Raw genomic sequence first — 21,798 nt, 5'->3', positions numbered from 1 at the left:
TGGGTACCTGCCTAAGTCACGCAAGGTGAGTTCGGCGTACGCTTACGGATGAAGGCCAGCCGCTCGGCATGCACGAGGGTATAAACACGATAGTTCCCCTCGCTCCGGTCGGGGGTGCCAGCAATCCCGCGCGCTCGTAGTAGCGAATGGTCACAACTTGGCAGTTGGTCATTTTCGCAAGCTCACCGATTTTCATGGCAACTCTTCCGCACATGGGGATTTACCCTATAGTCGCTATAGGGTGATCAGTGCGCAATAGCAAAGGAGTCCAGCCTATGACCAATTGTTGCGATGTCACCCCCAAGCAGGTGCCGGTGAAACTCATCTGTGTCGAGCTGCTGCGCAGCAGCCCGTTCCGCCCCAGCTGAACGGCCAGCCTGTTGAGTGCATTTCGTATTGTTCAGATGAATTGCCCGGCGGAAGAGGCGCTGATTCGCTGCAAGCAGGAACAACTGCCACAGGTGCAGGGACTGGAGCTCAATCTGCTGAATCGCACCCTTGGGGTTGGGGTTTGGGGAGCAACGGAACAGAAGTGCACTTAAGCCCTAAGTAATCACGTGTGCTTGTCGCCTGGTAATTGAAAGGTTTATGGGGCAGCTACGGTCGAGCGAGTCCGCCAAACGCAAGCTGGTATCGCCCGGATGTAGATCACTTCCCCAATCAGCTCCACCAGTGTTTGGGTAATCACCGCCGCTGCAGCGAGGCCGCGAACCTCTTCTGGGAGGGCAAGAGCCAGTGGCAAAACCACCAGTGAGTTTCGGGTTGATGCACTGAAGGTGACGGCTCGGGCAGTGGCTGATGGCAACTTGAAGAGCCGCGATGCGAGAGCTCCCATTAGCGGAGCCAGAAGCAGAAAGCCAATGTACACAGGAATAACCGGCGCTAGCTTATCGATATCGCGCACCACGGGCGTGATTTGCGAAGCCACCACCACGATGAGCACTGCGGCCATCGCGGGTACCGGTAACCACGCCCAGGCGACGCTCCAGGCTCTGGCGATAGCTATGCGCGTGGAAAGGGCCTCGGTGATTACAGCCAGCAGCAAGGGAACAACGATCAGCACCAGGAACGCCTCGATGAACGGACCCGCCGATACCACGACAGCCGATTGGCCACTGAGCATGATGCTCAAATAGAGGGGCAGTAGCGCGAGCTGGAGCAACAGCAAGATGGGCGTCGCATAGAGAATAAGCCGGGAATCGCCTTTTCCGATGTGGGTAAATACCACCACATAGTCGATGCAGGGCGTCAGCAACACTAACAGCGCGCCTGCGAGAATTGCAGGATGCTCGGCGAGCACTCGGGTTAGTCCCCATACCAGCAGGGGGATGAACACGAAGTTGGCGATCAGCAGTGCCGCCATGAACGACTTATGGCTCAGCCCTTCCCGCAGATTCAAGAAGGGAATTTGCAGGAACATGGCATACATGAGAACGGCAATGGCTGGTGTGACCAATAGCTCCAACCCTTGTCCGGTTGAGGGAGCCATAAGCCCACCTATCGCTGCCGCTATCACGGCGACGAAATAGATCGGAATCTGGTTCCGCTCAAGTGCATCCCGGTCCATAGTTCCCCCTCTCACCAATCAAAAGTTCGCCAGCCTAAGTAATGCCGGGCAACACGTCGAGCGCCCATGAGCAACGCAGGTGGTACCCGGCAGGCGCTCCAAACGCCTCATTGTTCATGGGCTGGCACAAGGTCTACCAGAGGTGCGATCCCAATCTGAGCGGAGCGTACCCAGGACGCCAGCGCCTCAAGATCCAGTTGGACCGATTCGGCCTCTGCCCATATGCAGGCATTCTCGGTTGGGACTGTCGGTGCGACGCCCTCAACGAGCGTCAACGCCATTGCATGCAACCGCAGTAGCTCGTCACGCATGGCGGTAATCCCCCCTAGTTCAGCGAGGCAGGCGTCCAAACGATCTACCAGCCGCAGCAGCTGCGAAGTGTCGAAGCTATCGCGCAGCTGTTCCAAGGCTGTCGCGTCTACTTCGCCGTACGGCGTGACGCGAAAGGATGCCGGGGGAATATCGATCATGTGGTTTCCTCGGTACCGACCTTGCCGGTTGTTATGACGCGTAGCGAGCCGGCAGCTTGCTGGAACACCGAATCTTTGATCCAGGGCTCCGGCGGACGGTTCAGCTTGAGGTTGAACTCGCCGAAGCGCTTGACGTTGCTGTTCAGGTAGGGACTGAGGAAGGACACATCCTCATCGGTGAACTGCCAGCCATCGCGGGCCAGTTTCTGCAGGATGCGCATCATGTCCACGGTGTTCTGCAGGATCACCGACGAGGCCACCATGTCGTTGTAGCGCAAGCGTTTTTGCTGCTCGTCTGGATCGTTCTCAGCGATCACATCGCCGCCAAAGGACAGCCACTTAGAGAAGCCGTTGTAGGACTCGATCTTGTTGGTGTTGGCGGTGACTTCCTGGCGCAACTCGCGGCTGCCGATCCAGTTGAGTAGGAAGATCGTCCGGATCACGCTGCCCAGCGCTTGCGCGGCATGGTAGAGCTTGTTGCGCCGACTGTAGGAGCCGAGCTTGCGCAGCAGCATAGGCGAGGAAATCTTACCGGCCTGGATCGACAACGCGACCTGCATCAGATCCTGCCAGTGGGTTTCGATCAGGTGCCAGTCGGCGGTGTCGGTGAACAGACGGTTGATGTGTTTATACGAAACGCCGCGATCTGGCCGGCACATCACCAGGTCGCGCCAGTTGCGGATACGCGGCATCAGATTGATGCCCAGCAGATGGGTGAAGGCGAACACCGTGGCCGACTGGCCCTGGGTGTCGGAGTACACCGTATCGGGTTCGACGCTGAGGTCGGCCTTGAGCAACCCCTCGATCACATAGATTGCCTCCCAGATACCAGGCGGGATGAAGTGCTGGAACACCGCGATGTAGTTGTTGGCCACGTGTCGGTACGCCACGGCTCCCATCTTGCGATAGCGGAAGTGGTAGCCGGCCAGCAGATTGTCGTCATAGAAGTCGAACTGCGTACCGTCCGCGGCCACCGCCTTGCCGTCGCCCCAGAGCTTGGGCAAGTCAAGTTGCAGGTAGAGTTCCACCAGCTCGCGGTTGGCCTTGTCCAGCTTCTCCAGCGAGAGGTGGCGGCGATTGGTATAGGACAGCATGTGCGGCGTGACATTACCGGCCAGATGCCGCGCGGCCTGATTGGGGCCGAGGTTGCAGCCCATGGCGAAGATGGTCATCAGGTAGCGCTCGGCCGGTTCTTTGAGCTTTGGCTCGCTGCCGGACATCGGCCCGAAATGTCGAGTGAACTGAATCCAATGCTCAATGTTGGCCATAATGTCGAGCACGTGCCTGGCCGGCATGCGCTGCATAAGCGCCGTCTGTAGCGAGATGGCCGAAGGCGGGATGTCCCGCGCTATCACTCGGCGCAGCACCGGTTCGCCGGCTTCGTTGATCGATACGTCCCCTCGGCAAGAAGGGAATTTGTCATCCAGCTGCTGCGCGGTTTCCTCCAACTGGGTCTTGAGGGAGGCAACAAACTCCTTCGCCGTGCCTGGCAGTCCCACCTTATCGCAGTAGGCCGGTAGTCGCTGGAGACATTCTTCCCAGGGCAGCAACTGCTTGCGATAGTCGGCGAAAGATTCCGACCCTAGCACACACATGTCACCCGAGCGCAGCTCACTGGCCAGGTAGGAGAACACGCAGACTTCCAGAAAGCGTCGGTTGGTCGGTGGCCCTTCACTGGCGGGACGACGCACAACCTTGACCCAGCGCTCCGACGCAAACTGCAAGTCAACGTGCTCGTCGATCCATTCGCGGTGTAGATTTTCGCTGTCCTGGATGAGCTCAAGCGCCTGGATCAGTGAGCGATCCTGAGTCGTGGGTTCCAGTTGGAGAAGGTGGCTGAGACGGAACAACAACGAGCGATGGGACTTGAAGTGCTTCCAGATCAGCGGCAGGTAGTTGTTACCGCCCGTAGCCTGGACTTCGGCGCAAGTCTCGCGCAACCGATCCAGGTTGCCATCGGGAGAGAGGTATTCCCGAATCAGGCTGCCAGCTTCCTGGTTATCCGGTTCCTGAACCAGAATCTGTACGACCCCGTCCAGGGTGGCCGCCAGTTGCTCCAGCTTCTGGCGTTGTCGCGCCTGGATTTGCTCCAACTCCTCCTTGGCGCGTTTGTGGATCGTCGATATCCGCCGGATGAACATCTCGGCCAGGTGATCCCGAGTTCGCACCCGCATCCGATAGATCAAGGCCAGCATCAGGGTGTAGCGTTTCGGCAGCGAACAGTCCTTCAGCTCGGCGACGTCCGACGCCGCAGCTTGGGCAGAGAAGTGGCGGATCTTGGCATCGACGATTCCCTCAAAAATGGAATCCAGGTTCCCGAAGCTCTCTAGCCACGCTAGATGGTCGATCAGCACCTCCAGGTGCTTGCGAGAGGGTTTCTTGGGTGCCTGCTTGAGTGCGTTGAAGTCACTCTGCCGCCGACCGAAATCGGTGTCGAGCAGCTCCTTCAGTTTGTAGATCACCTCGATTGGCGCTCGGGTTACCACAAGGTTGAAGATCTTATCCTGGGCTTCTGCACGAGCGGTCTCGGCCAGGTCATTCAAGGTCGAGTAGGCGGGGAGCTCGTAGTTCTGACCCAGTAGCTCGTCGATTACCGCGTTGATGATGTCAGCGCGCTGTTCGAGGAGAGGAGCCATCAGCTGTGCATGCGCGGCTGCAATGTCCTGACCATCTGAGCCATAGAATGGCTGAACACCAAGCCACTCCCGCACTACATTCATATGGCGGTAAAGCTGCATCCACTTGTACGGAGATAGCGCGACCTTGCTGCGCAGACCTATTTGTGTCCGGATGAAATCAACGACCGGCTCCGGCACCTCAGCGATCTCTGGGAAGTACCGGAGTACCTGGAAGGTCTTGAATAGAACAGCGAGATTCAGTCGGAAGGCTGCATTGGAGCGACTTTTGACCCAGATGATTTCTTCCTCGGAGAAGGTGAAATCACGCTGCAGCTCGGCCCTCGAATAGGAACGCGACAAAACGGGATAGGCGGTACGTTCGGGGGATGCCATCGGTCACTCCTTTCCTGGAACCAAGCGGAAAAGATAGACCATAGATCAGCAGCGGCATTCATTTGAGAAAATCCATTTAGCAACAATAACTTAAAGACCAAATGAATGAATTTTACCCTTATCTCGGCATGACCCCAGTTGACATGGCGGGTGGGGAGGATGGCGGCGACGCCGGCCGGCGCGTGGATCAGCGGCGACCAGTCACGTGGGCCGGCTTCGAGCAAGCACACGGAAACGCTGGGGTCGGCACTCAGACGATTGGCCAGCACGCAGCCGGCCGAGCCGGCGCCGACGATGATGTAGTCGAATTCCATGGTTCGCTCCGAAGTGGGGAGTAGCCATTGGATTTTTCGACGGATAGGTCAGATAAGGATTGATCTTTCATGACAGTTAATTGATCTTGCGCGACATGGAGCCCTTCATCAGAACCACCTCGTTCGGCGGCTTTCGTGAACTCGTCAGCCAGCTCGGACATGACCCCGCCCTCCTCCTCTCGCGCTTCCGTATCCGTCCGGAACTGCTCGACGACGAGGATGCTCGCGTGCCCTTCCGATCCCTCATCGACCTGCTGGAGTACTCGGCCGAGGCGCTGGACTGCCCTGACTTCGGCCTGCGCATGGCCGAGTACCAGCACCTCGCCGTGCTTGGTCCGATTGCGTTGATCGCCCGTAACGCCGTGACGGTTGGCCATGCCCTGTCCGAGATCATTCGCTTCATCGGTTATCACAGTTCCGGCATCCACCTCGACCTGGACCGCAGCGAGCCGGAGGCGCCGCGCCTGGTCATCGAGCTGCGCATGCGCGGCCCGCAGCGGCAAATGGTGGAACTGGCCATGGGCGTTGCGCAAAGCACCATGAAGCTGCTCTGCGGACCGACCTTCAGCGCCCGCGCGGTGCAGCTCTCCGGTAGCAGTTCACTGCCGCTGGCACGCTACCGTCGTTACTTCGGTTGCGAGGCCTATCTCGGCCAACCCTGCAACGCACTGGTGGTTTCGGAACGTCAGCTGGCCCAGCGCATCGAGAAGCACGACCCGGCGCTGCACCGCGCACTCGTGCAGTACCTCAGCCAGGTGCATCTGCTGGGTTCCTCGGACCTGCTGGAACAAGTCCGCCGCCTAGTCCTTCGCTTGCTGCCAACCCAGCAGTGCCGCCTTCCCCTGGTGGCCGAGCAACTCGGCCTGCATGAGCGCACGCTGCAACGGCAACTGGCCGAGCTGGGTTGCCGCTTCGAGGAGTTGGTGGAGGAGATTCGTCGGGAACGCGCCGACTCATACCTGACGGAGCGCGACATTCCCCTGTCGCAGATCGCCGGCATGCTCGGTTACAGCGAGCAGAGCGTCTTCAACCGTGCCTGCCGCCGCTGGTTCGACGTGACCCCCAGCGCTCGTCGACGCGAGCTTTTGGCCCAACGGCGCACAACCGTTTAAAAGATTGCCTGAACTTTTCCGAGATACTTTAGGTTGTATCAATAGAGATACAACCTGCAAAAAGAACTCCTATCCAAGTCGCGCCCCGCATATAAAACGCAGCTTGTTCACGAGGCAACTGGGAGTCGCTTGAATAATGGCGCCAAAAGAATTAACCGCACTTGCGGGCCATAATATTTCCGTGGCGTCGCCGCCCCAGTGATCAGCCACTAAAACCATGGAATTCCTGGCTTTTTGGCGCTGTCCCGCTCCTTCCTTACGGCACTAGAGTCGATAGCGATTTGTTTTAAGAACAACGACACACGGCCTGAACTTTGCCGCTTCGGCGTCACTCACACATCTATAATTCGACCCCACTCTCTATCGCAGCAGGAGGAAATGCCTTACGCATTCATCACGAGACAAGAGCAATAAGTAATATGACGGACGCTAATGTCGCGACCGCTGTTACTTACCTCACTGATTAGCCTGAAAATATTATGCGCATGAACTGATGGTTAAGTGCGCCGGGTAGCCTTTTATTTGAACTTTGTTCGGCGCGAGATGCTTGATTTCAATGACAAGTAGAACAAGGAGAAGAGGAAATGCGACTGAGCATTTTTGGACTAGGGTATGTAGGGGCGGTTTGTGCTGGCTGTTTGGCATCACGGGGCCATCAAGTAATAGGTGTAGATGTTTCTTCCGCAAAAGTGGAGTTGATCAACCAGGGAAAGTCACCCATCGTCGAACCGGGCCTGCAAGAGCTCCTGCAACAGGGCACCCTGAACGGTAATTTGCGCGGCACCGCCGACGTATTCGAAGCAGTTTCCTCCAGCGACGTATCCCTCATCTGCGTTGGCACGCCCAGCAAGAAGAATGGTGATCTGTCGCTCAATTACATCGAAGGCGTCTGCCGTGAAATCGGTTTCGCCATCCGCGACAAGGACGAGTTCCACACCATAGTGGTGCGCAGCACCGTGCTGCCCGGAACGGTCAGGAATGTGGTGATCCCGATCATCGAAGATTGCTCCGGCAAGCAGGCCGGCATTGATTTCGGTATCGCGGTCAACCCCGAGTTCCTCCGTGAAAGCACCGCGATCCAGGATTACAACTTTCCGCCGATGACAGTGATCGGCGAACTGGACCGCCACTCCGGCGACGTACTGGAGTCGCTCTACAAGGAGCTCGACGCTCCCATCGTGCGCAAGAGCATCGATGTGGCGGAGCTGATCAAGTACACCTGCAACGTCTGGCACGCGACCAAGGTCACCTTCGCCAACGAGATCGGCAACATCGCCAAGGCAGTGGGTGTCGACGGCCGTGAAGTGATGGACGTGGTCTGCCGGGACCAGCGGCTCAACCTTTCCAGGTACTACATGCGTCCGGGCTTTGCCTTCGGCGGCTCCTGCCTGCCCAAGGACGTGCGCGCCCTCTCCTACCGTGCTGCGCAACTGGACCTCGAGTCGCCACTGATCGGCGCACTGATGCACAGCAACGACGTGCAGGTGCGGCATGCCTTCGACCTGATCGCCGCACACGACAAGCGCAAGGTTGCCCTGCTCGGCCTGAGTTTCAAGGCGGGCACCGATGACCTGCGCGAGAGCCCATTGGTGGAGCTCGCCGAAATGTTGATCGGCAAGGGGTTCGACTTGCGCATCTACGACTCCAATGTCGAGTACGCGCGGGTCCACGGGGCGAACAAGGACTACATCGAGTCGAAGATTCCCCATGTGTCCTCGTTGCTCGACAGCGACCTGGACCGTGTCATCGAGCACGCGCAGATCATCGTGCTCGGGAATGGCGATGAACGCTTCCGCCGCCTTGCCCAGCACGTTCCCGAGGGCAAGAAGATCGTCGATCTGGTGGGCTTCATGGAGCACACCAGCAACGAGAGCAGCGAAGGCATCTGTTGGTGAGGACATGACGGGGCGGTGTACGCAGCTGGCCATGCCGATACACCGCCCCGTCGACATATTCGGATCTGCTGGCAGCGTCGAGGTGGACCGCAACGCCCGGTGCCGCGCCTGCAGATCGTAGTCGACCGGTTGAACAGTGCGGAGGCTAGAACCCGTAGGCGACGCGAACGTTCGCCTTGTCTGAACCCGCTCATGGACACGGACATATGGAGAGGCTTACACAGGGTTTTATCAATACCGCAGGCTGGCTGTTTTATCTCAGCCTGCTCATGGGTCTTGCCCTGGCCGTTCCGCAAACCCTGTTCGATCCCATATCCCGGGACTTCGTCCTGCTGCTCGGGGCTGTCGGCATCTGGCGCTACTCCATGGGGTTCGTGCATTTCGTGCGCGGAACCTTGTTCCTCTACGTCTTCTTTCCACGCTACCGGCACCAGGCGAAACGGCTCATGGCCAATGCCAGCCCGCCACACGTGTGCGTGCTGGTCACCAGTTTCCGCATCGACGCCCTCACCACCGCCCAGGTCTACCGCTCCGTCATAGAGGAAGCCATCGCCTATGGCCACCCGACGACCCTGATCTGTTCCATCGTCGAACTGTCGGACGAGTTGCTGATTCGCAGCCTGTGGACCCACTACGCGCCGCCGAGCACCGTCAACCTGCACTTCGTGCGCATCGCCGGCACCGGCAAGCGTGATGGCCTGGCCAATGGCTTCCGCGCCATTTCCCGGCACCTGCCGGACGATGAGGCGGTGGTGATGGTGGTGGACGGTGACAGCATCCTCGAACCCGGTGTATTCGCCAAGACCGTGCCGTACTTCCGTCTGTTCCCCAAGGTCGGAGGGCTCACCACCAACGAATTCTGCGAGGTCCGGGGTGGCTACTTCATGAGCCAGTGGCACAAGCTGCGCTTCGCCCAGCGCCACCTCAACATGTGCTCGATGGCCCTTTCCCGGCGCGTGCTGACCATGACCGGACGGATGTCGGCGTTCCGCGCTTCCGTGGTGACCAATCCCGAGTTCATTGCCGATGTCGAGAATGATCACCTCGAACACTGGCGCCTGGGACGCTTCCGTTTCCTCACCGGCGACGACAAGTCCAGCTGGTTCAGCCTGATGCGGCTGGGCTACGAGACCTTCTACGTGCCGGATGCCGCCATCAACACGGTCGAGCACCCTCCCGAGAAAAGTTTTTTCAAGTCCACCCGCAAGCTGATGTTCCGCTGGTACGGCAACAACCTGCGGCAGAACTCGCGGGCGATGGCGCTTGGCCCGCGAAAACTCGGCTGGTTCGCCAGTGTCGTGCTGCTCGACCAGCGCATATCCATGTGGACCTGCCTGCTGGGCCTGACGGTGGCGATCATCGCCAGCCTCAAGTACAGCATCGTCTACCTGCTGATCTACCTGCTCTGGATCGGCATGACGCGGCTCATCTTGGCCCTGCTGCTATCGGTCACCGGACATCACATCGGCCCTGCCTATCCCCTGCTCCTTTATTACAACCAGGTGGTCGGCGCGGTCGTGAAGATCTACGTGTTCTTCCACCTCGACCGCCAGTCCTGGACACGCCAGCAAACGACGCTGAACCGCGACCTGGGCCGCTTCCAGAACTCGTTCAACACCTGGTCATCACGGTCCATGACCTTTTCGGCCGCAAGTCTGTTCGTCGCCACCCTGCTGCTGGTGGTTTGAACCATCTCATGGGATAGGAAGACCTTAATGAACACAGCACTCAACGTCGTACATGAATCGGAAATCCAGCGGCAGCATGCCCGGGTGCGCATTCCCGCGAGGATTCGTTTCGCTTTCAGGAATCGCCCGAAGGAAGAGCATGCCCTGCTGGAGCTTTCCGCTGGTGGATTCAGCTTCCTGCCGACGAAACCGACGCTGAAGGTCGGTGATCACCAGCACGGAATGCTGGTGTTCAGCATCGACAACCTGGGCCTGACGATGCCGGTGGAGTTCCAGGTGCGTTCCATCGCCGCCGACAGCGGCCGGGTCGGCTGCCAGTTCCACAACCTCGATCCACGGGACATCGCCACCCTGCGCCACCTGATCACCGCCCACCTCTCCGGGGAGCTGGTAAGCGTCGGCGAGCTGTTGACCACCCTGCAGCGCAACAACTTCAGCCCGGCGCGCGGTGACAAGGGCCGCAAGAGCCTGGGCATGCTCGGCCGTATGAAGGCCCTGATCCTCAGCCTGGCCGTGCTGGCCATTGGCGTGGCGGCGTTCGGTTTCATCGGCAAGTCCCTGTACGAGCTGTACTTCATCACCCATGCCCTCTCCGCCAAGGTCAGCGTGCCCAGCATCAAGGTGACCATGCCGCGCGAAGGCGTGGTACAGAGCCTGATCGGCGAAAACCAGATGGTGAGCAAAGGGGCGCCCATCGCCACCTTCAACACCTCGATGCTGGAACTGATCAAGGGCCAGTTGAACAACAATATCCAGCCGGCGCGTATCGAAGAGCTATTGCGCCAGCAGATGAAAGGAACACTGACCAGCCCCTGCAACTGCACCCTTGTGCGCCAACTGGTGGCTGACGGGCAGTTCGCCGGCAAGGGGGATGTGGTCTTCGAACTCGCCCCGCGCGGCAGCGTCGCCAGCGTCGAGGCGCTGTTCCCCTACGCCAAGCTGAATTCGGTTGCACCGGGCAGCCGCATCAGCTTCACGGTGGCCGGGGAGACACAGCCGCGTACTGGACGAGTGACCAGCAGCAACCTGAACCCTACCCGCAGCAATGACCTTACCGCCGACATCCGCGTACGCATCGAGCCTGACGAGCCGCTGGATAACGGCCTCGTCGGCAGGCCGGTGGAAGTGAGTGCCAGCCGCGGTCCCTCATTCGCCTGGTTGATGGACGAAGTCCGCTCCTCCAGGCTCGTTGGAGATCTGAGCCGTGACTAGTTCACACGCAATCTGGCTGCTACTCGGCGCGCTGGGGCTGGCGGGCTGCAGCGGGCTTCCCGACCAGCGTCTGGCCCAGGAGGCGATGGCCCGGGGAGATACCGGCACTGCCCAGCAGAACTATCAACAGCTCGCCGATCTCGGCTATGTCGACGCCCAGGTCGGGCTCGCCGATATCCAGCTGCAATCCGGCGACCCGGCGCAACTGCGTGCCGCCGAGGCCACCTACCGCCAGGCCGCCGCCAATTCACCCCGGGCCGCCGCGCGACTGGGACGCCTGCTGGCCAGCAAGCCGGGCTCCACCGAAGCCGAACAGCGCGAAGCCGAAACCCTGCTGAAAGACGCCATGGCCGCGGGCGAGCGCAACACCGTGCTGCCGCTGACGGTGCTCTACGTCCAGCATCCGCAGACCTTCCCCGAGGTCAACATGCAGCAGCAGATCAGCCAGTGGCGCGCCGACGGCCAGCCGCAGGCGGAGATGGCACAGGTCCTGCTTTACCGGGCACAGGGGACCTACGACCAGCACCTGGACGATATCGAACGTATCTGCGCGGCCCGCGTGGCGGTGGAGGATGCCTGCTACGTGGAACTGGCCACGGTTTACCAGAAGCGCGGGCAGCCGGAGAAACAGAAGGCACTGATCGCCAGGCTGCAAGCGGCCTACCGCAGCGGCCAGGTTCCGCCCCAACGGCTCGACGCGGTCGCAAGGGTGATGACCGACCCGACGCTCGGCCCGCCGGACATGGAATCAGCCAAGGCGTTGCTGGAACCCATCGCGCCGAGCTACCCCGAAGCCTGGGTAAGCCTGGCCCGGTTGATGTACGAGGCTCCGGAAGCCGCCGATGTCGATCAGATGCTGGACTACCTCGAACGCGGTCGAGCAGCGGGCTCGCCGCGCGCCGAATTGTTGCTCGGCAAGCTCTACTACGAGGGCAAGCTGGTGCCGCAGGACCCGGCCAAGGCCGAGCAGCACCTGCTCAAGGCCGCTCCCAGCGAGCCCAGCGCCGACTATTACCTTGGCCAGATCTACCGGCGCGGCTTCCTCGGCGAGGTCGAACCGGACAAGGCGCTGGATCACCTGCTCCGCGCCGCCCGCAGCGGGCATGCCAACGCCGATTACGCATTGGCCCAGATGTTCAGCCAGGGCCGTGGCGTGCAGACCGACCTGGTCAACGCCTATGTCTTCAGCCAGCTCGCGGTACAGGCCGGCAGGCCCGAGGCGCCGGAGCTGGCCGCCCAGGTGGGGCAACAGCTTTCGCCGATCCAGAGAACTGACGCACAGAAGAAACTGCAAGAAGAACAGCACTTTCGAGGGGCTGGCACTATGCTACGTGCTGCTGCAGATGGGGAGATGTACTGACAGCCAGACGGCCGTCGGAAGCTCCTCCGACCTTCGTCCCTACCGGAATAGACCATGAAACTAGAAAAATGGATTCGCGTTGGCCTGGCACTTCCGCTGATTCACGGCGCATCAGCGTGGGCGGAAGCACCCGAAAAACCATATGGAGTCGATGTGAAGGTCACCGCCCAGTCGGAGGACGACCGGGACCTGGGCACCCGTAACGGCGGTGATGTCAGCGGCATAGGTATTGATGTACGACCCTGGCTGTTCTTCCAGCGGGGAGACTGGAGCGCCTACGCCATGGCCCAGGCGGTCGCGGCTACCGACACCATCGAAACGGACACCCTGCAGAGCGCCGATCTCGAGGAAGACACCGGCGGTGGCGGCAACAACGACCGCCAGGCCGACGACAGTTACCTCGCCATGCGCGAGTTCTGGATCGGCTATGGCGGCCTTACCGCCTACCCCGGCGAGGAAATGCGCTTCGGCCGCCAGCGCCTGCGCAATGACGACAGCCTCTGGCGCGACACCAACATCGAGGCCCTGAACTGGACCTTCGATACCACCCTGCTCCGCGCCCACCTGGGCCTCGCCGAGCGCTTCTCCGAGTACCGCACCGATATCGACGAGCTGGCACCGGAAGACGAAGACCGCCTGCACGTCTACGGCGACATCGCCACGCAATGGACGCCGGGCCACTGGGTGGGCCTCAACGTCCACCACAGCCGTGACGACGGTGACCTGCCGAGCCCCGGCGAAGAGGTCGACAATCTGGACAAGGACACCACCGGTGACCTGACCTGGGTCGGCCTGCAAGCCAACAGCGACGCCTTCAACTGGCGCAACGAGCATGCGTTGAACTACTGGGCCAGCCTGATCTGGCTGGATGGCGACCGCGACCAGTTGCTGACCACCGCCGGTCCCGGCGGGCAACCCATCGCCAGCGGCAAGCAGAGCGCAGACGTCAGCGCCTGGGGCACCGACCTCGGCGTGCGTTTCCGCTTCGACCCGAGCTGGCAGGCCGGCATCGCCTATGCCCGTGGCAGTGGCGGCGGTGATGACGGCGACGAGAACTTCCAGCAGACCGGTCTGGAAAGCAACCGCAACAGCTTCACCGGTACGCGTTCGCGGGTGCACCGCTTCGGCGAGGCGTTCCGTGGCGAGCTGAGCAACCTGCAGGTCGCAACCCTGTTCGGGTCCTGGCAATTGCGCGACGAGTACGACGCGAGCCTGGTCTACCACCGCTTCTGGCGTGCCGATGGCGACCAGCCAGTGGGTGACAGTGGCATCAACGCCGCGCTGACCTCGGACGACAAGGACATCGGCCAGGAGGTCGACCTGGTGCTGACCAAGTACTTCAAGGAAGGCCTGTTGCCGGAATCCATGAGCCAGGCCATCGACGAACCCTCGGCGCTGGTGCGTTTCCGTGGCGGTCTGTTCTTCGCGGGCGATGCCTACGATGGCAGCAACGTCGACTCCAGCATGCACCGGGCCTTCGTGGATGTGATCTGGCGTTTCTGATGGGAGGGTGATGAATGAACAGCCGGTGGCGCGATATCTGCTCCCTGGCCTTACCCCTGCTGGTCGGCTCACTGCTGACCAGCATCGTGTTGGCCGCGTCACCGAGCGCTTCCCCCGCGAAGAAAACCGCCGCGGCCGCCCCACCGGCCCGAACCTACACCGTCACCAGTTCGCCCACGGAACGGCTGGCCCTCAGCGCGCCCAAGCTTCCTGACCTTTCCGGTTACACCGCCAGCGCTGTCCAGGACAAGATCAAGCGCGACAAGCCTGGGCGCATTGGCGTGCGCCGCATGCTCCAGCAACCCGTCCTCAAGCAGTTCGTCGGTGGCAACAACCGCCTCGCCGAATGGGTTCGGCGCCAGGGCGGCATGCCCCAGGCGATCTTCATCGAAGGCGGTTACGCCGACCTGGCGACCCTGGCCAAGAAGCTCCCCAAGCAGTATTTCCGCGCCATCGACGAAGACACCTACCTCGCGCGCCTGCCCATAGTCGTGGCGCGCGGTGCCACCCTGCACATCGACGGGAAGACGCTGCGCCTGTCCCAGGACCGCGGCGCCTTCGTGGTCAACGACGGCAAGCTGTTCGTGACCGACAGCACCCTTATCGGCTGGAACGAAAAGGCCAACGCCGCATCGGTGTTTCGCAAGGACAAGGAGTTCCGCCCGTTTGTGTTGTCCTGGGGCGGTACCGAGACCTACATCGTCAAGAGCCGCTTCAGCAACCTGGGTTACAGCGGCGATAAATCCTATGGCCTGAGTATTTCCCAGTACACGCCCTCGATGCGCAAGCGCATGGGCCGCACCGCGCCGAGCGCCTGGTTGCTGGACTCGGAATTCAGCGACATGTGGTACGGCTTCTATTGCTTCGAAGCCGACGACGTCGTGATCAAGGGCAACACCTACCGCGACAACCTGGCCTACGGCATCGACCCGCACGACCGCTCCCATCGCCTGATCATTGCCGGCAACAGCATCTCTGGCACTCGCAAGAAGCACGGGCTGATCACCTCCCGTGAGGTCAACGACAGCTGGATCTTCAACAACCAGATCTTCGACAACAAGATCTCCGGCATCGTCCTCGACCGCGACAGCACCAACAACGTGCTGGCCTACAACGAGGTGTTCCAGAACCAGGCTGACGGCATAACCCTCTACGAGAGCTCGAACAACCTCCTGTGGGGCAACAAGGTGGTCGGCAACGCGCGCCACGGCATACGTCTGCGCAACAGCGTGAACATCCGCCTGTACGAGAACCTCGTCCTCGGCAATGGCCTGAGCGGCGTGTATGGGCATATCAGGGACCTCACCGACCAGCACCGCAACCTCAAGCTGGACCCTTACGAAACCAAGGTGTCCATGGTTGTGGTTGGTGGCCAGCTTGCCGGTAATGGCAGCGGCCCTCTGGCGGTGGACACGCCGCTGTCCCTCGAGCTGTACCGGGTGGACATGTCGATGCCGGACAAGGCTTCGGGCATCACCTTCAGCGGCATTCTCGGCGAACGCCAGGAAGAAATCCTCGACTTGCTGGTACGCCAGCAGAAAGCCGTCCGGATCGACCTGGTAGACAGTGGGACCAAACTTCAACCTTGAGGTTGAGCACCATGAACGCAAGCCAATCGATGCACCTGCCACTGGCGCTCCTGCTGCTCGCTACAGCCGGCACGGTACAGGCCGAGGGCCCCGTCTACCATGCAGCACCCTGCTGCAGCCTCTGCCCCGCGGCGCACGACGCCAGTCGCTACACCACCAACTACCAGAAGAACTTCGTCACACTGGTAGAAGCCCAGGGCGACTGGCTGTTCCGCACCCGCGAAGATCTGCGCACCGAGTTCCAGACCACGTCCGCCGGCTATCGACGCCTGAAACAGCTGCACGATGCCTTCCAGCGCAGGGGCATCGAACTGGTGATGGTCTATCAACCGACCCGTGGCCTGATCAATCGCAACAAGCTCGACCCGGCGGAGATGGCCAGCTTCAACTACCAGCGCGCGCTGACCAATTACCGCGCCATGCTTGGCCGTTTCCGCGACATGGGCTACCAAGTCCCTGATCTCTCCGTACTGGCTAATGAGCAGGAAGAGCAAGCGTTCTTCTTCCGTGGCGACCAGCACTGGACGCCCTATGGTGCGCAACGCACCGCCAAGGTAGTGGCCGACTCCATTAAGCAGATGCCTGCCTACAAGGGCATTCCCAAGCGGGAATTCGCCAGCAAGGTGATCGGGCGCATGGGCAAGAAAGGCACGATGCACAACGTCGCCTCCCAGCTCTGCGGGGGCAGTTATGCCATCGAATACATGGATCAGTTCGCCACCGAACCCAAGGACGCGAGCGACGGTGAAGCGCTGTTCAGCGAGGCCGGCGATCCACAGATCTACCTGATCGGCACCAGCCAGAGCGCGCAGAACTACAACTTCGGCGGTTTCCTTTCCGAATACCTGAGCGCCGACATCTACAACGCCGCTGTGCCTGGCGGTGGTTTCGAAGGGGCCCTGCTGCAGTTGCTGGGCAGCAAGGAGTTCCTCGATAACCCACCGAAAATCATCATCTGGGAATTTTCCCCGCTGTACCGTCTCGACCAGGAAAGTACCTACCGGCAGCTGTTCGCCATGCTCGACAACGGCTGCGTCGGCAAGCCGGCGGTGCTTTCGGCGAAGACCAAGCTGCGGCCGGGCAACAACGAGGTACTGGTCAATGGCGGCGGTGGCCTGAAAAACGTGCGTAACGCCCAGTACCAGGTCGATGTGCGCTACGCCGATCCCGCGGTGAAAACCATGCAAGCAACGCTCTGGCACCTCAACGGCCGACGCGAGACCCTCAAGCTCGACAAGCCGAAGACAATCGACACCGATGGCCGCTTCGCCTTCGAGCTGCGCACCGATTCGGACTGGGCCGACATGATCCTGCTATCCCTGGAGCTGCAGGGCCCGCCTGCAGGCAGCCCGCCCCAGGACGTCGAAGTGAAGGTCTGCCAGCGCAACCGCAATGCCGGTCCGGCCCAGCACACCGCCCAGACCGAGCCTTGAGGAGGCGATGATGCGCGCAGCCGGCTTGTTCCTTCTCCTTCCGCTCCTGCTTGTACCGGCAGCGACGCTGGGCGCCGGCCTGGTGCCGCCGCCCGGTTACTACGCGGCCATCGAGAAGGACAGGAAAGTCGAGCCGCGCAAGTGCGACCAGCCAACGCCGCCGCCCTACACCAGCGCCCTGGTGTTCCGCAGCAAGTACGAAGGCTCGAACAAGGCCCGTGCAACGCTGAACCGCGATGCCGAGAAGGACTTCCGCGAGAAGACCAAGGCCATCAACGACCTCGAACGCGGGGTCAACAAGCAGGTGATGCGCTTCATGCGCGACGCCAAGCCCGAGAGCCTGCAATGCACCCTGCAGTGGCTCGGCGACTGGTCCCGCGCCGGCGCCCTGCTCTCCACCGACTTCAATCACACCGGCAAGTCCATGCGCAAATGGGCGCTGGGCAGCATGGCTTCGGCCTGGCTGCGGCTGAAGTTCTCCCGCTCACGTCCACTGGCGCCTTATGCCCGGCAAAGCCAGGAGATCGAAGCCTGGTTCGCCCGACTGGCCGAGCAGACGGTCAAGGACTGGAGCGACCTGCCGCTCAAGGAGATCAACAATCACTCCTACTGGGCCGCCTGGTCGGTCATGGCCAGCGCTGTGGCGACCGACCGCCGCGACCTGTTCGACTGGTCGGTGAAGCAGTTCCAGGTTGCCGCCGGCCAGGTTGACGCCGATGGCTTCCTGCCCAACGAACTCCGGCGGCAGAAACGCGCCCTCGCCTACCACAACTACAGCCTGCCACCGCTGGCGATGGTCGCGGCGTTCGCCCAGGCCAATGGCGTCGATTTGCGCGATGACCACAATGCCGCGCTGCGCCGGCTTGCCGAGCGGGTGATGCAAGGCGTCGAAGACCCCGATGTCTTTGCGGACAAGACCGGCACCGGCCAGTCCGTTGGGGAGCTCAAGGAGAACGGCAAGTTCACCTGGCTGGAACCCTACTGCACGCTCTATCGCTGTAGTGACGAAACCCTCAAATGGAAACACTCCATGCAGCCGCTCATGAATTTCCGCCTCGGCGGTGACCTGACGCGGCTGTTCGACCCGAAAGCAGCAGAGAAATCGAACAACGGCTGACCGTCACGGGGCTGCGCACGGCGGGCGCGGCGAAGGACGTGGCAGAGGCAGGCGGTAACCCGATCGCAACCCAAGTAGCGACGGGCGCGACACCTTGAACCAGGGGAGAAACGGGTGGGCCGCTTGGCCCTGACAGTTCTTCAATGGAGGAAACGCGGATGGTGTTTTCATCCAACGTATTCCTGTTCCTGTTCCTGCCGACCTTCCTCGGCTTGTACTACCTGAGCGGGCCGCGTTTTCACAACCTGCTGCTGCTGATCGCCAGCTATCTCTTCTACGCCTGGTGGCGAGTCGACTTCCTGGCGCTGTTCGCAGCGGTCACGATCTTCAATTACTGGATCGGCCTGCGCATCGGTGCGGCCGGCGTGCGCACGAAACCCTCGCGGCACTGGCTGACCCTCGGCGTCGTGGTGGACCTCTGCGTCCTCGGCTACTTCAAGTACGCCAACTTCGGCGTCGACAGCCTCAACGCCATCATCACCTCCCTGGGGATGGCGCCCTTCGTGCTCACCCACATCCTCCTGCCCATCGGTATCTCGTTCTACATCTTCGAATCCATCAGCTACATCATCGACGTGTACCGGGGCGACACGCCGGCAACCCACCAGCTCATCGACTTCGCGGCCTTCGTGGCGATCTTCCCGCACCTGATCGCCGGCCCGGTGTTGCGCTTCCGCGACCTTGCCGGCCAGTTCCACCATCGCACCCACAGCCTCGACAAATTCGCCGAGGGCTGTACGCGCTTCATGCAGGGTTTCATCAAGAAGGTTTTCATCGCCGATACCCTGGCGCCTCTGGTCAGCCACTGCTTCGCCCTGGAAAACCCCAGCGCGGCCGACGCCTGGCTCGGCGCCCTGGCCTACACCGCGCAGCTGTACTTCGACTTCTCCGGCTACAGCGACATGGCCATCGGCCTCGGCCTGATGATGGGCTTCCGCTTCCTGGAAAACTTCAAGCAGCCCTATATCAGCCAGTCGATCACCGAATTCTGGCGGCGCTGGCACATCAGCCTGTCGACCTGGCTGCGCGATTACCTGTACGTCAGCCTGGGCGGCAATCGCGGCACCACCTTCCAGACCTACCGCAACCTGGTCCTGACCATGCTGCTGGGCGGCCTCTGGCACGGCGCGAACTTCACCTTCGTGATCTGGGGCGCCTGGCACGGCGCCTGGCTGGCCATCGAGCGCGCCCTGGGTGTCGACGCCGCGCCCCGGCGTTTCAACCCGATGAAATGGGTCTTCACCTTCCTGCTGGTGATCCTCGGCTGGGTGCTGTTCCGCGCCGAGAACCTCCACGTCGCCGGGCGCATGTACCAGGCGATGTTCGGTTTCAGCGGCTGGCAGTTGTCGGAGCTCGGCCGAGTCGGATTCACCGACCTGCAGCTGGTGACCCTGCTGATCGCCTACGCCAGCCTGGCGGTGTTCGGGCTACACGACTTCTATACCCGGCCGCTGGCCCACGGCGCGCCGAAGGTCGCCGCCGAGACCGCCGCCGACGAAGCGCCGCCAGTGCCCCCCGTGCCGCAACGCGCCCTGGGTGAACGGGCGCTGGCCTGGTTCGGCGCGGTGCAGCGCCCGCTCCTGCTCCTGCTGTTCTGCGCCTCGGTACTCAAGCTCTCGGCGCAGAGCTACTCACCCTTCCTTTACTTCCAGTTCTGAGGCAGAGCCATGATCCGTTTGTCCCGCAATGCCTACATCGCCCTGTTCCTCGCCGTCCTGCTGGTCCTGGGCGCCTGGTCGGTACGCGGGCTGCTGGACCTCCGCCTGCCCGCAGACGCCTCCCTGCACGACGGCAAGATGGCCAAGGCGGTGGAGAATCACTACGAAGCCGAATTCCCGCTGAAACGCCTGGGCACCAACCTGTGGGCGGCGCTGGACTACAGCCTGTTCGGCGAAGGCCGTCCGGGCGTGGTGCTGGGCCGCCAGGACTGGCTGTTCAGCGATGAAGAGTTCAATCCCCTGCCCCGCGGCGAACAGCAGATCGAGGCCAACCTCGGCCTGATTCGGGGCATCGACCGGCGCCTCGACGAACACGGTGTGAAGTTGCTGCTGGTGATAGTGCCGGCGAAAGCCCGCCTGTATCCGGAATACCTCGACGAAGAGCAGCCCGCCCAGCAGCAGCTCGGGCTGTATCGCCGGCTGCACGCAGCCGCGCAACACGCCGATATCCTCGCCCCCGACCTGCTGGCCAGCCTGCTGCGCGAGAAGGAAAAAGGGCTTCTGTTCCTGCGTACCGACACCCACTGGACGCCCCACGGTGCCGAGCTGGTCGCCCAGGAAGTGGCGCGCGCCGTACAACGCAAGGCACCGCTGAGTGGCGCGCGCCAACAGTTCACCACCGAACAGGCCGCGAGCAAGTCCTACCTGGGTGATCTGGCGCGGTTCCTGCCGCTCGATCCGCTGTTCAGTGCCCTGCTGCCAGCACCCGACCAGTTCCAGCCACGCTCCACCCACGCCCTCGACGCAAATCCGGATGACGCCTCGGCGGCGCTGTTCGCCGATGTCCAGGTCCCAGTAGCCCTGGTCGGCACCAGCTACAGCGCCAACCCCGAGTGGAACTTCTCCGGCGCCCTCCGCCAGGCCCTGGGCAGCGACATCCTCGACTTCGCCGAAAGCGGGCAAGGGCCGCTGCCGCCCATGCTCGAGTACCTGCAAACCGACGCATTCAAGGACGCCCCACCGCAGTGGGTGATCTGGGAGTTCCCGGAGCGCTACCTGCCGATGTCCCCCGACTTGAGCCAGTTCGATAGGGAATGGATCGCCCAGCTGGTCTCCGCCGGTTCGACCGGCCCCCACCAGACCGTTACCGCCGACTCCGTATCCCCTGGGAGAAGCCAACCATGAAGCCGCACAACCATCCTCGACTTATCGCCTCTGGTGCCTTGTTATTCGCCAGCCTTTTCTGCTGGCAGGCACAGGCCGACGACGCCGCCCTCTATGGTCCCGCCGCACCCAAGGGATCGACCTTCGTGCGTCTGTACAACGCCAGCAACCAGGAAGTCAGTGCCCAGGTGGGCACGGCCAGCCTTGAAGACGTCGGTCCTCTGGCCAGCACCGACTTCAGCTTCATGCCCGGCGGCAATTACAGCGCCAAGGTCGGCAGCCAGAACATGTCGCTCCAGCTCGGCGCGGACCGCTACTACACCCTGGTGAACCTGCCCAGCGGCCAGCCCCGCCTGGTGGAGGAAAAACCGTTCCGCAACAAGCAGAAGGCCCTGCTCAGGGTGCAGAACCTCACTGATACGCCCCTCAGTGTAAAAACCGCCGACGGCAAGACCGCAGTGGTCGAGAACGTTGCACCGCAAAGCGCCGGCGACCGCGAGATCAACCCGGTCAAGGTCAACCTCGCGCTGTTCGCCGGTAGCCAGAAGATCAGCGACCTGAAACCGGTCGCGTTCACTCGCGGTGAAGTGGTGTGCCTTTACGTCACCGGCAGCTCCGGAAAGCTCGCTCCCGTGTGGGTCAAGCGACCGCTCTCCAACAACTGAAAACGCATAGCCCAGTGGGGCATTTTGCAACTCGCCAGCA

Annotated in this window: 15 protein-coding genes and 2 pseudogenes; 12 read left to right on the top strand and 5 right to left on the bottom strand. The window is 61.7% G+C overall.

The annotated features are described in order from the left end of the window. Nucleotides 1-44 precede the first annotated feature (44 nt). From MnOB_RS25400 to MnOB_RS25380, 5 genes and pseudogenes are all read right to left on the bottom strand, one after another. Nucleotides 45-196, bottom strand: a pseudogene (locus tag MnOB_RS25400) (MerR family DNA-binding transcriptional regulator); the annotation flags it as partial. Between the two features lie 390 nt (nucleotides 197-586). Then, the gene (locus MnOB_RS25395; RefSeq protein ID WP_077527307.1) at nucleotides 587-1,567 is read right to left on the bottom strand and encodes an arsenic resistance protein; all 981 of its coding nucleotides are present in this window, start codon (nucleotides 1,565-1,567) and stop codon (nucleotides 587-589) included. Nucleotides 1,568-1,674: 107 nt separating this feature from the next. Then, the gene (gene tnpC, locus MnOB_RS25390) at nucleotides 1,675-2,037 is read right to left on the bottom strand and encodes a Tn3 family transposase post-transcriptional regulator TnpC (protein WP_077527306.1); all 363 of its coding nucleotides are present in this window, start codon (nucleotides 2,035-2,037) and stop codon (nucleotides 1,675-1,677) included. Then, entirely contained in the window at nucleotides 2,034-5,048 is a 3,015-nt protein-coding gene (locus tag MnOB_RS25385; protein WP_077527305.1) for a Tn3 family transposase, read from the bottom strand. Before MnOB_RS25385 ends, tnpC begins: the two co-directional genes overlap by 4 nt. Before the next feature lie 134 nt (nucleotides 5,049-5,182). Then, nucleotides 5,183-5,362, bottom strand: a pseudogene (locus MnOB_RS25380) (lycopene cyclase family protein); the annotation flags it as partial. An 80-nt stretch (nucleotides 5,363-5,442) separates the two neighbouring features. On the opposite strand from MnOB_RS25380, the gene MnOB_RS25375 reads away from it, so the two are divergent. From MnOB_RS25375 to MnOB_RS25320, 12 genes are all read left to right on the top strand, one after another. After that, nucleotides 5,443-6,474: an AraC family transcriptional regulator gene (locus tag MnOB_RS25375; RefSeq protein ID WP_234358330.1), complete on the top strand. Its 1,032-nt coding sequence runs from the start codon at nucleotides 5,443-5,445 to the stop codon at nucleotides 6,472-6,474. Between the two features lie 584 nt (nucleotides 6,475-7,058). After that, the gene (locus MnOB_RS25370; RefSeq protein WP_077527304.1) at nucleotides 7,059-8,369 is read left to right on the top strand and encodes a nucleotide sugar dehydrogenase; all 1,311 of its coding nucleotides are present in this window, start codon (nucleotides 7,059-7,061) and stop codon (nucleotides 8,367-8,369) included. Between the two features lie 206 nt (nucleotides 8,370-8,575). Further along, the gene (locus MnOB_RS25365) at nucleotides 8,576-10,057 is read left to right on the top strand and encodes a glycosyltransferase family 2 protein (RefSeq protein WP_077527303.1); all 1,482 of its coding nucleotides are present in this window, start codon (nucleotides 8,576-8,578) and stop codon (nucleotides 10,055-10,057) included. 27 nt (nucleotides 10,058-10,084) lie between these two features. Then, nucleotides 10,085-11,269, top strand: a complete 1,185-nt coding sequence (locus tag MnOB_RS25360; RefSeq protein ID WP_077527302.1) for a PilZ domain-containing protein — start codon at nucleotides 10,085-10,087, stop codon at nucleotides 11,267-11,269. After that, nucleotides 11,262-12,629 (top strand): alginate biosynthesis TPR repeat lipoprotein AlgK, encoded by a 1,368-nt coding sequence (gene algK / locus MnOB_RS25355; RefSeq protein ID WP_199824601.1) that lies wholly within the window; start codon nucleotides 11,262-11,264, stop codon nucleotides 12,627-12,629. The genes MnOB_RS25360 and algK overlap by 8 nt, the downstream gene beginning before the upstream one ends. Nucleotides 12,630-12,683: 54 nt before the next feature. Then, on the top strand, nucleotides 12,684-14,132 hold the full coding sequence (locus MnOB_RS25350) for an alginate export family protein (RefSeq protein WP_077527300.1): 1,449 nt from the start codon (nucleotides 12,684-12,686) through the stop codon (nucleotides 14,130-14,132). A 14-nt stretch (nucleotides 14,133-14,146) separates the two neighbouring features. Then, nucleotides 14,147-15,721: a mannuronan 5-epimerase AlgG gene (algG, locus tag MnOB_RS25345; RefSeq protein ID WP_107504131.1), complete on the top strand. Its 1,575-nt coding sequence runs from the start codon at nucleotides 14,147-14,149 to the stop codon at nucleotides 15,719-15,721. Nucleotides 15,722-15,732: 11 nt separating this feature from the next. After that, entirely contained in the window at nucleotides 15,733-17,154 is a 1,422-nt protein-coding gene (locus MnOB_RS25340) for an alginate O-acetyltransferase (protein WP_077527299.1), read from the top strand. A gap of 10 nt (nucleotides 17,155-17,164) precedes the next feature. Next, nucleotides 17,165-18,271 (top strand): mannuronate-specific alginate lyase, encoded by a 1,107-nt coding sequence (locus MnOB_RS25335; protein WP_077527298.1) that lies wholly within the window; start codon nucleotides 17,165-17,167, stop codon nucleotides 18,269-18,271. Nucleotides 18,272-18,429: 158 nt separating this feature from the next. Continuing rightward, a complete protein-coding gene (locus MnOB_RS25330) occupies nucleotides 18,430-19,929 on the top strand; it encodes an MBOAT family O-acyltransferase (protein WP_077527297.1) in 1,500 nt (499 codons plus the stop codon). Between the two features lie 9 nt (nucleotides 19,930-19,938). Then, entirely contained in the window at nucleotides 19,939-21,114 is a 1,176-nt protein-coding gene (locus tag MnOB_RS25325) for an alginate O-acetyltransferase (protein WP_077527296.1), read from the top strand. After that, a complete protein-coding gene (locus tag MnOB_RS25320) occupies nucleotides 21,111-21,758 on the top strand; it encodes an alginate O-acetyltransferase AlgF (RefSeq protein ID WP_077527295.1) in 648 nt (215 codons plus the stop codon). Before MnOB_RS25325 ends, MnOB_RS25320 begins: the two co-directional genes overlap by 4 nt. The last annotated feature ends 40 nt before the right edge of the window (nucleotides 21,759-21,798 follow it).

This window comes from Metapseudomonas resinovorans (assembly GCF_002003485.1).
GTDB classification, from domain to species: Bacteria; Pseudomonadota; Gammaproteobacteria; order Pseudomonadales; family Pseudomonadaceae; genus Metapseudomonas; species Metapseudomonas resinovorans_D.
Note: the sequence above shows the minus strand (reverse complement) of the source record. Positions and strands in the feature narration are given on the sequence as shown.

Bases quoted from the DNA above. Each gene is read 5' to 3' on its own strand.
- MnOB_RS25335 (WP_077527298.1), top strand. From the start codon at position 17,165: ATGCGCGCAGCCGGCTTGTTCCTTCTCCTTCCGCTCCTGCTTGTACCG.
- MnOB_RS25370 (WP_077527304.1), top strand. From the start codon at position 7,059: ATGCGACTGAGCATTTTTGGACTAGGGTATGTAGGGGCGGTTTGTGCT.
- MnOB_RS25365 (WP_077527303.1), top strand. From the start codon at position 8,576: ATGGAGAGGCTTACACAGGGTTTTATCAATACCGCAGGCTGGCTGTTT.
- MnOB_RS25330 (WP_077527297.1), top strand. From the start codon at position 18,430: ATGGTGTTTTCATCCAACGTATTCCTGTTCCTGTTCCTGCCGACCTTC.
- MnOB_RS25320 (WP_077527295.1), top strand. From the start codon at position 21,111: ATGAAGCCGCACAACCATCCTCGACTTATCGCCTCTGGTGCCTTGTTA.
- algG (WP_107504131.1), top strand. From the start codon at position 14,147: ATGAACAGCCGGTGGCGCGATATCTGCTCCCTGGCCTTACCCCTGCTG.
- MnOB_RS25395 (WP_077527307.1), bottom strand. From the start codon at position 1,567: ATGGACCGGGATGCACTTGAGCGGAACCAGATTCCGATCTATTTCGTC.
- MnOB_RS25360 (WP_077527302.1), top strand. From the start codon at position 10,085: ATGAACACAGCACTCAACGTCGTACATGAATCGGAAATCCAGCGGCAG.
- MnOB_RS25385 (WP_077527305.1), bottom strand. From the start codon at position 5,048: ATGGCATCCCCCGAACGTACCGCCTATCCCGTTTTGTCGCGTTCCTAT.
- MnOB_RS25325 (WP_077527296.1), top strand. From the start codon at position 19,939: ATGATCCGTTTGTCCCGCAATGCCTACATCGCCCTGTTCCTCGCCGTC.
- tnpC (WP_077527306.1), bottom strand. From the start codon at position 2,037: ATGATCGATATTCCCCCGGCATCCTTTCGCGTCACGCCGTACGGCGAA.
- MnOB_RS25340 (WP_077527299.1), top strand. From the start codon at position 15,733: ATGAACGCAAGCCAATCGATGCACCTGCCACTGGCGCTCCTGCTGCTC.
- MnOB_RS25350 (WP_077527300.1), top strand. From the start codon at position 12,684: ATGAAACTAGAAAAATGGATTCGCGTTGGCCTGGCACTTCCGCTGATT.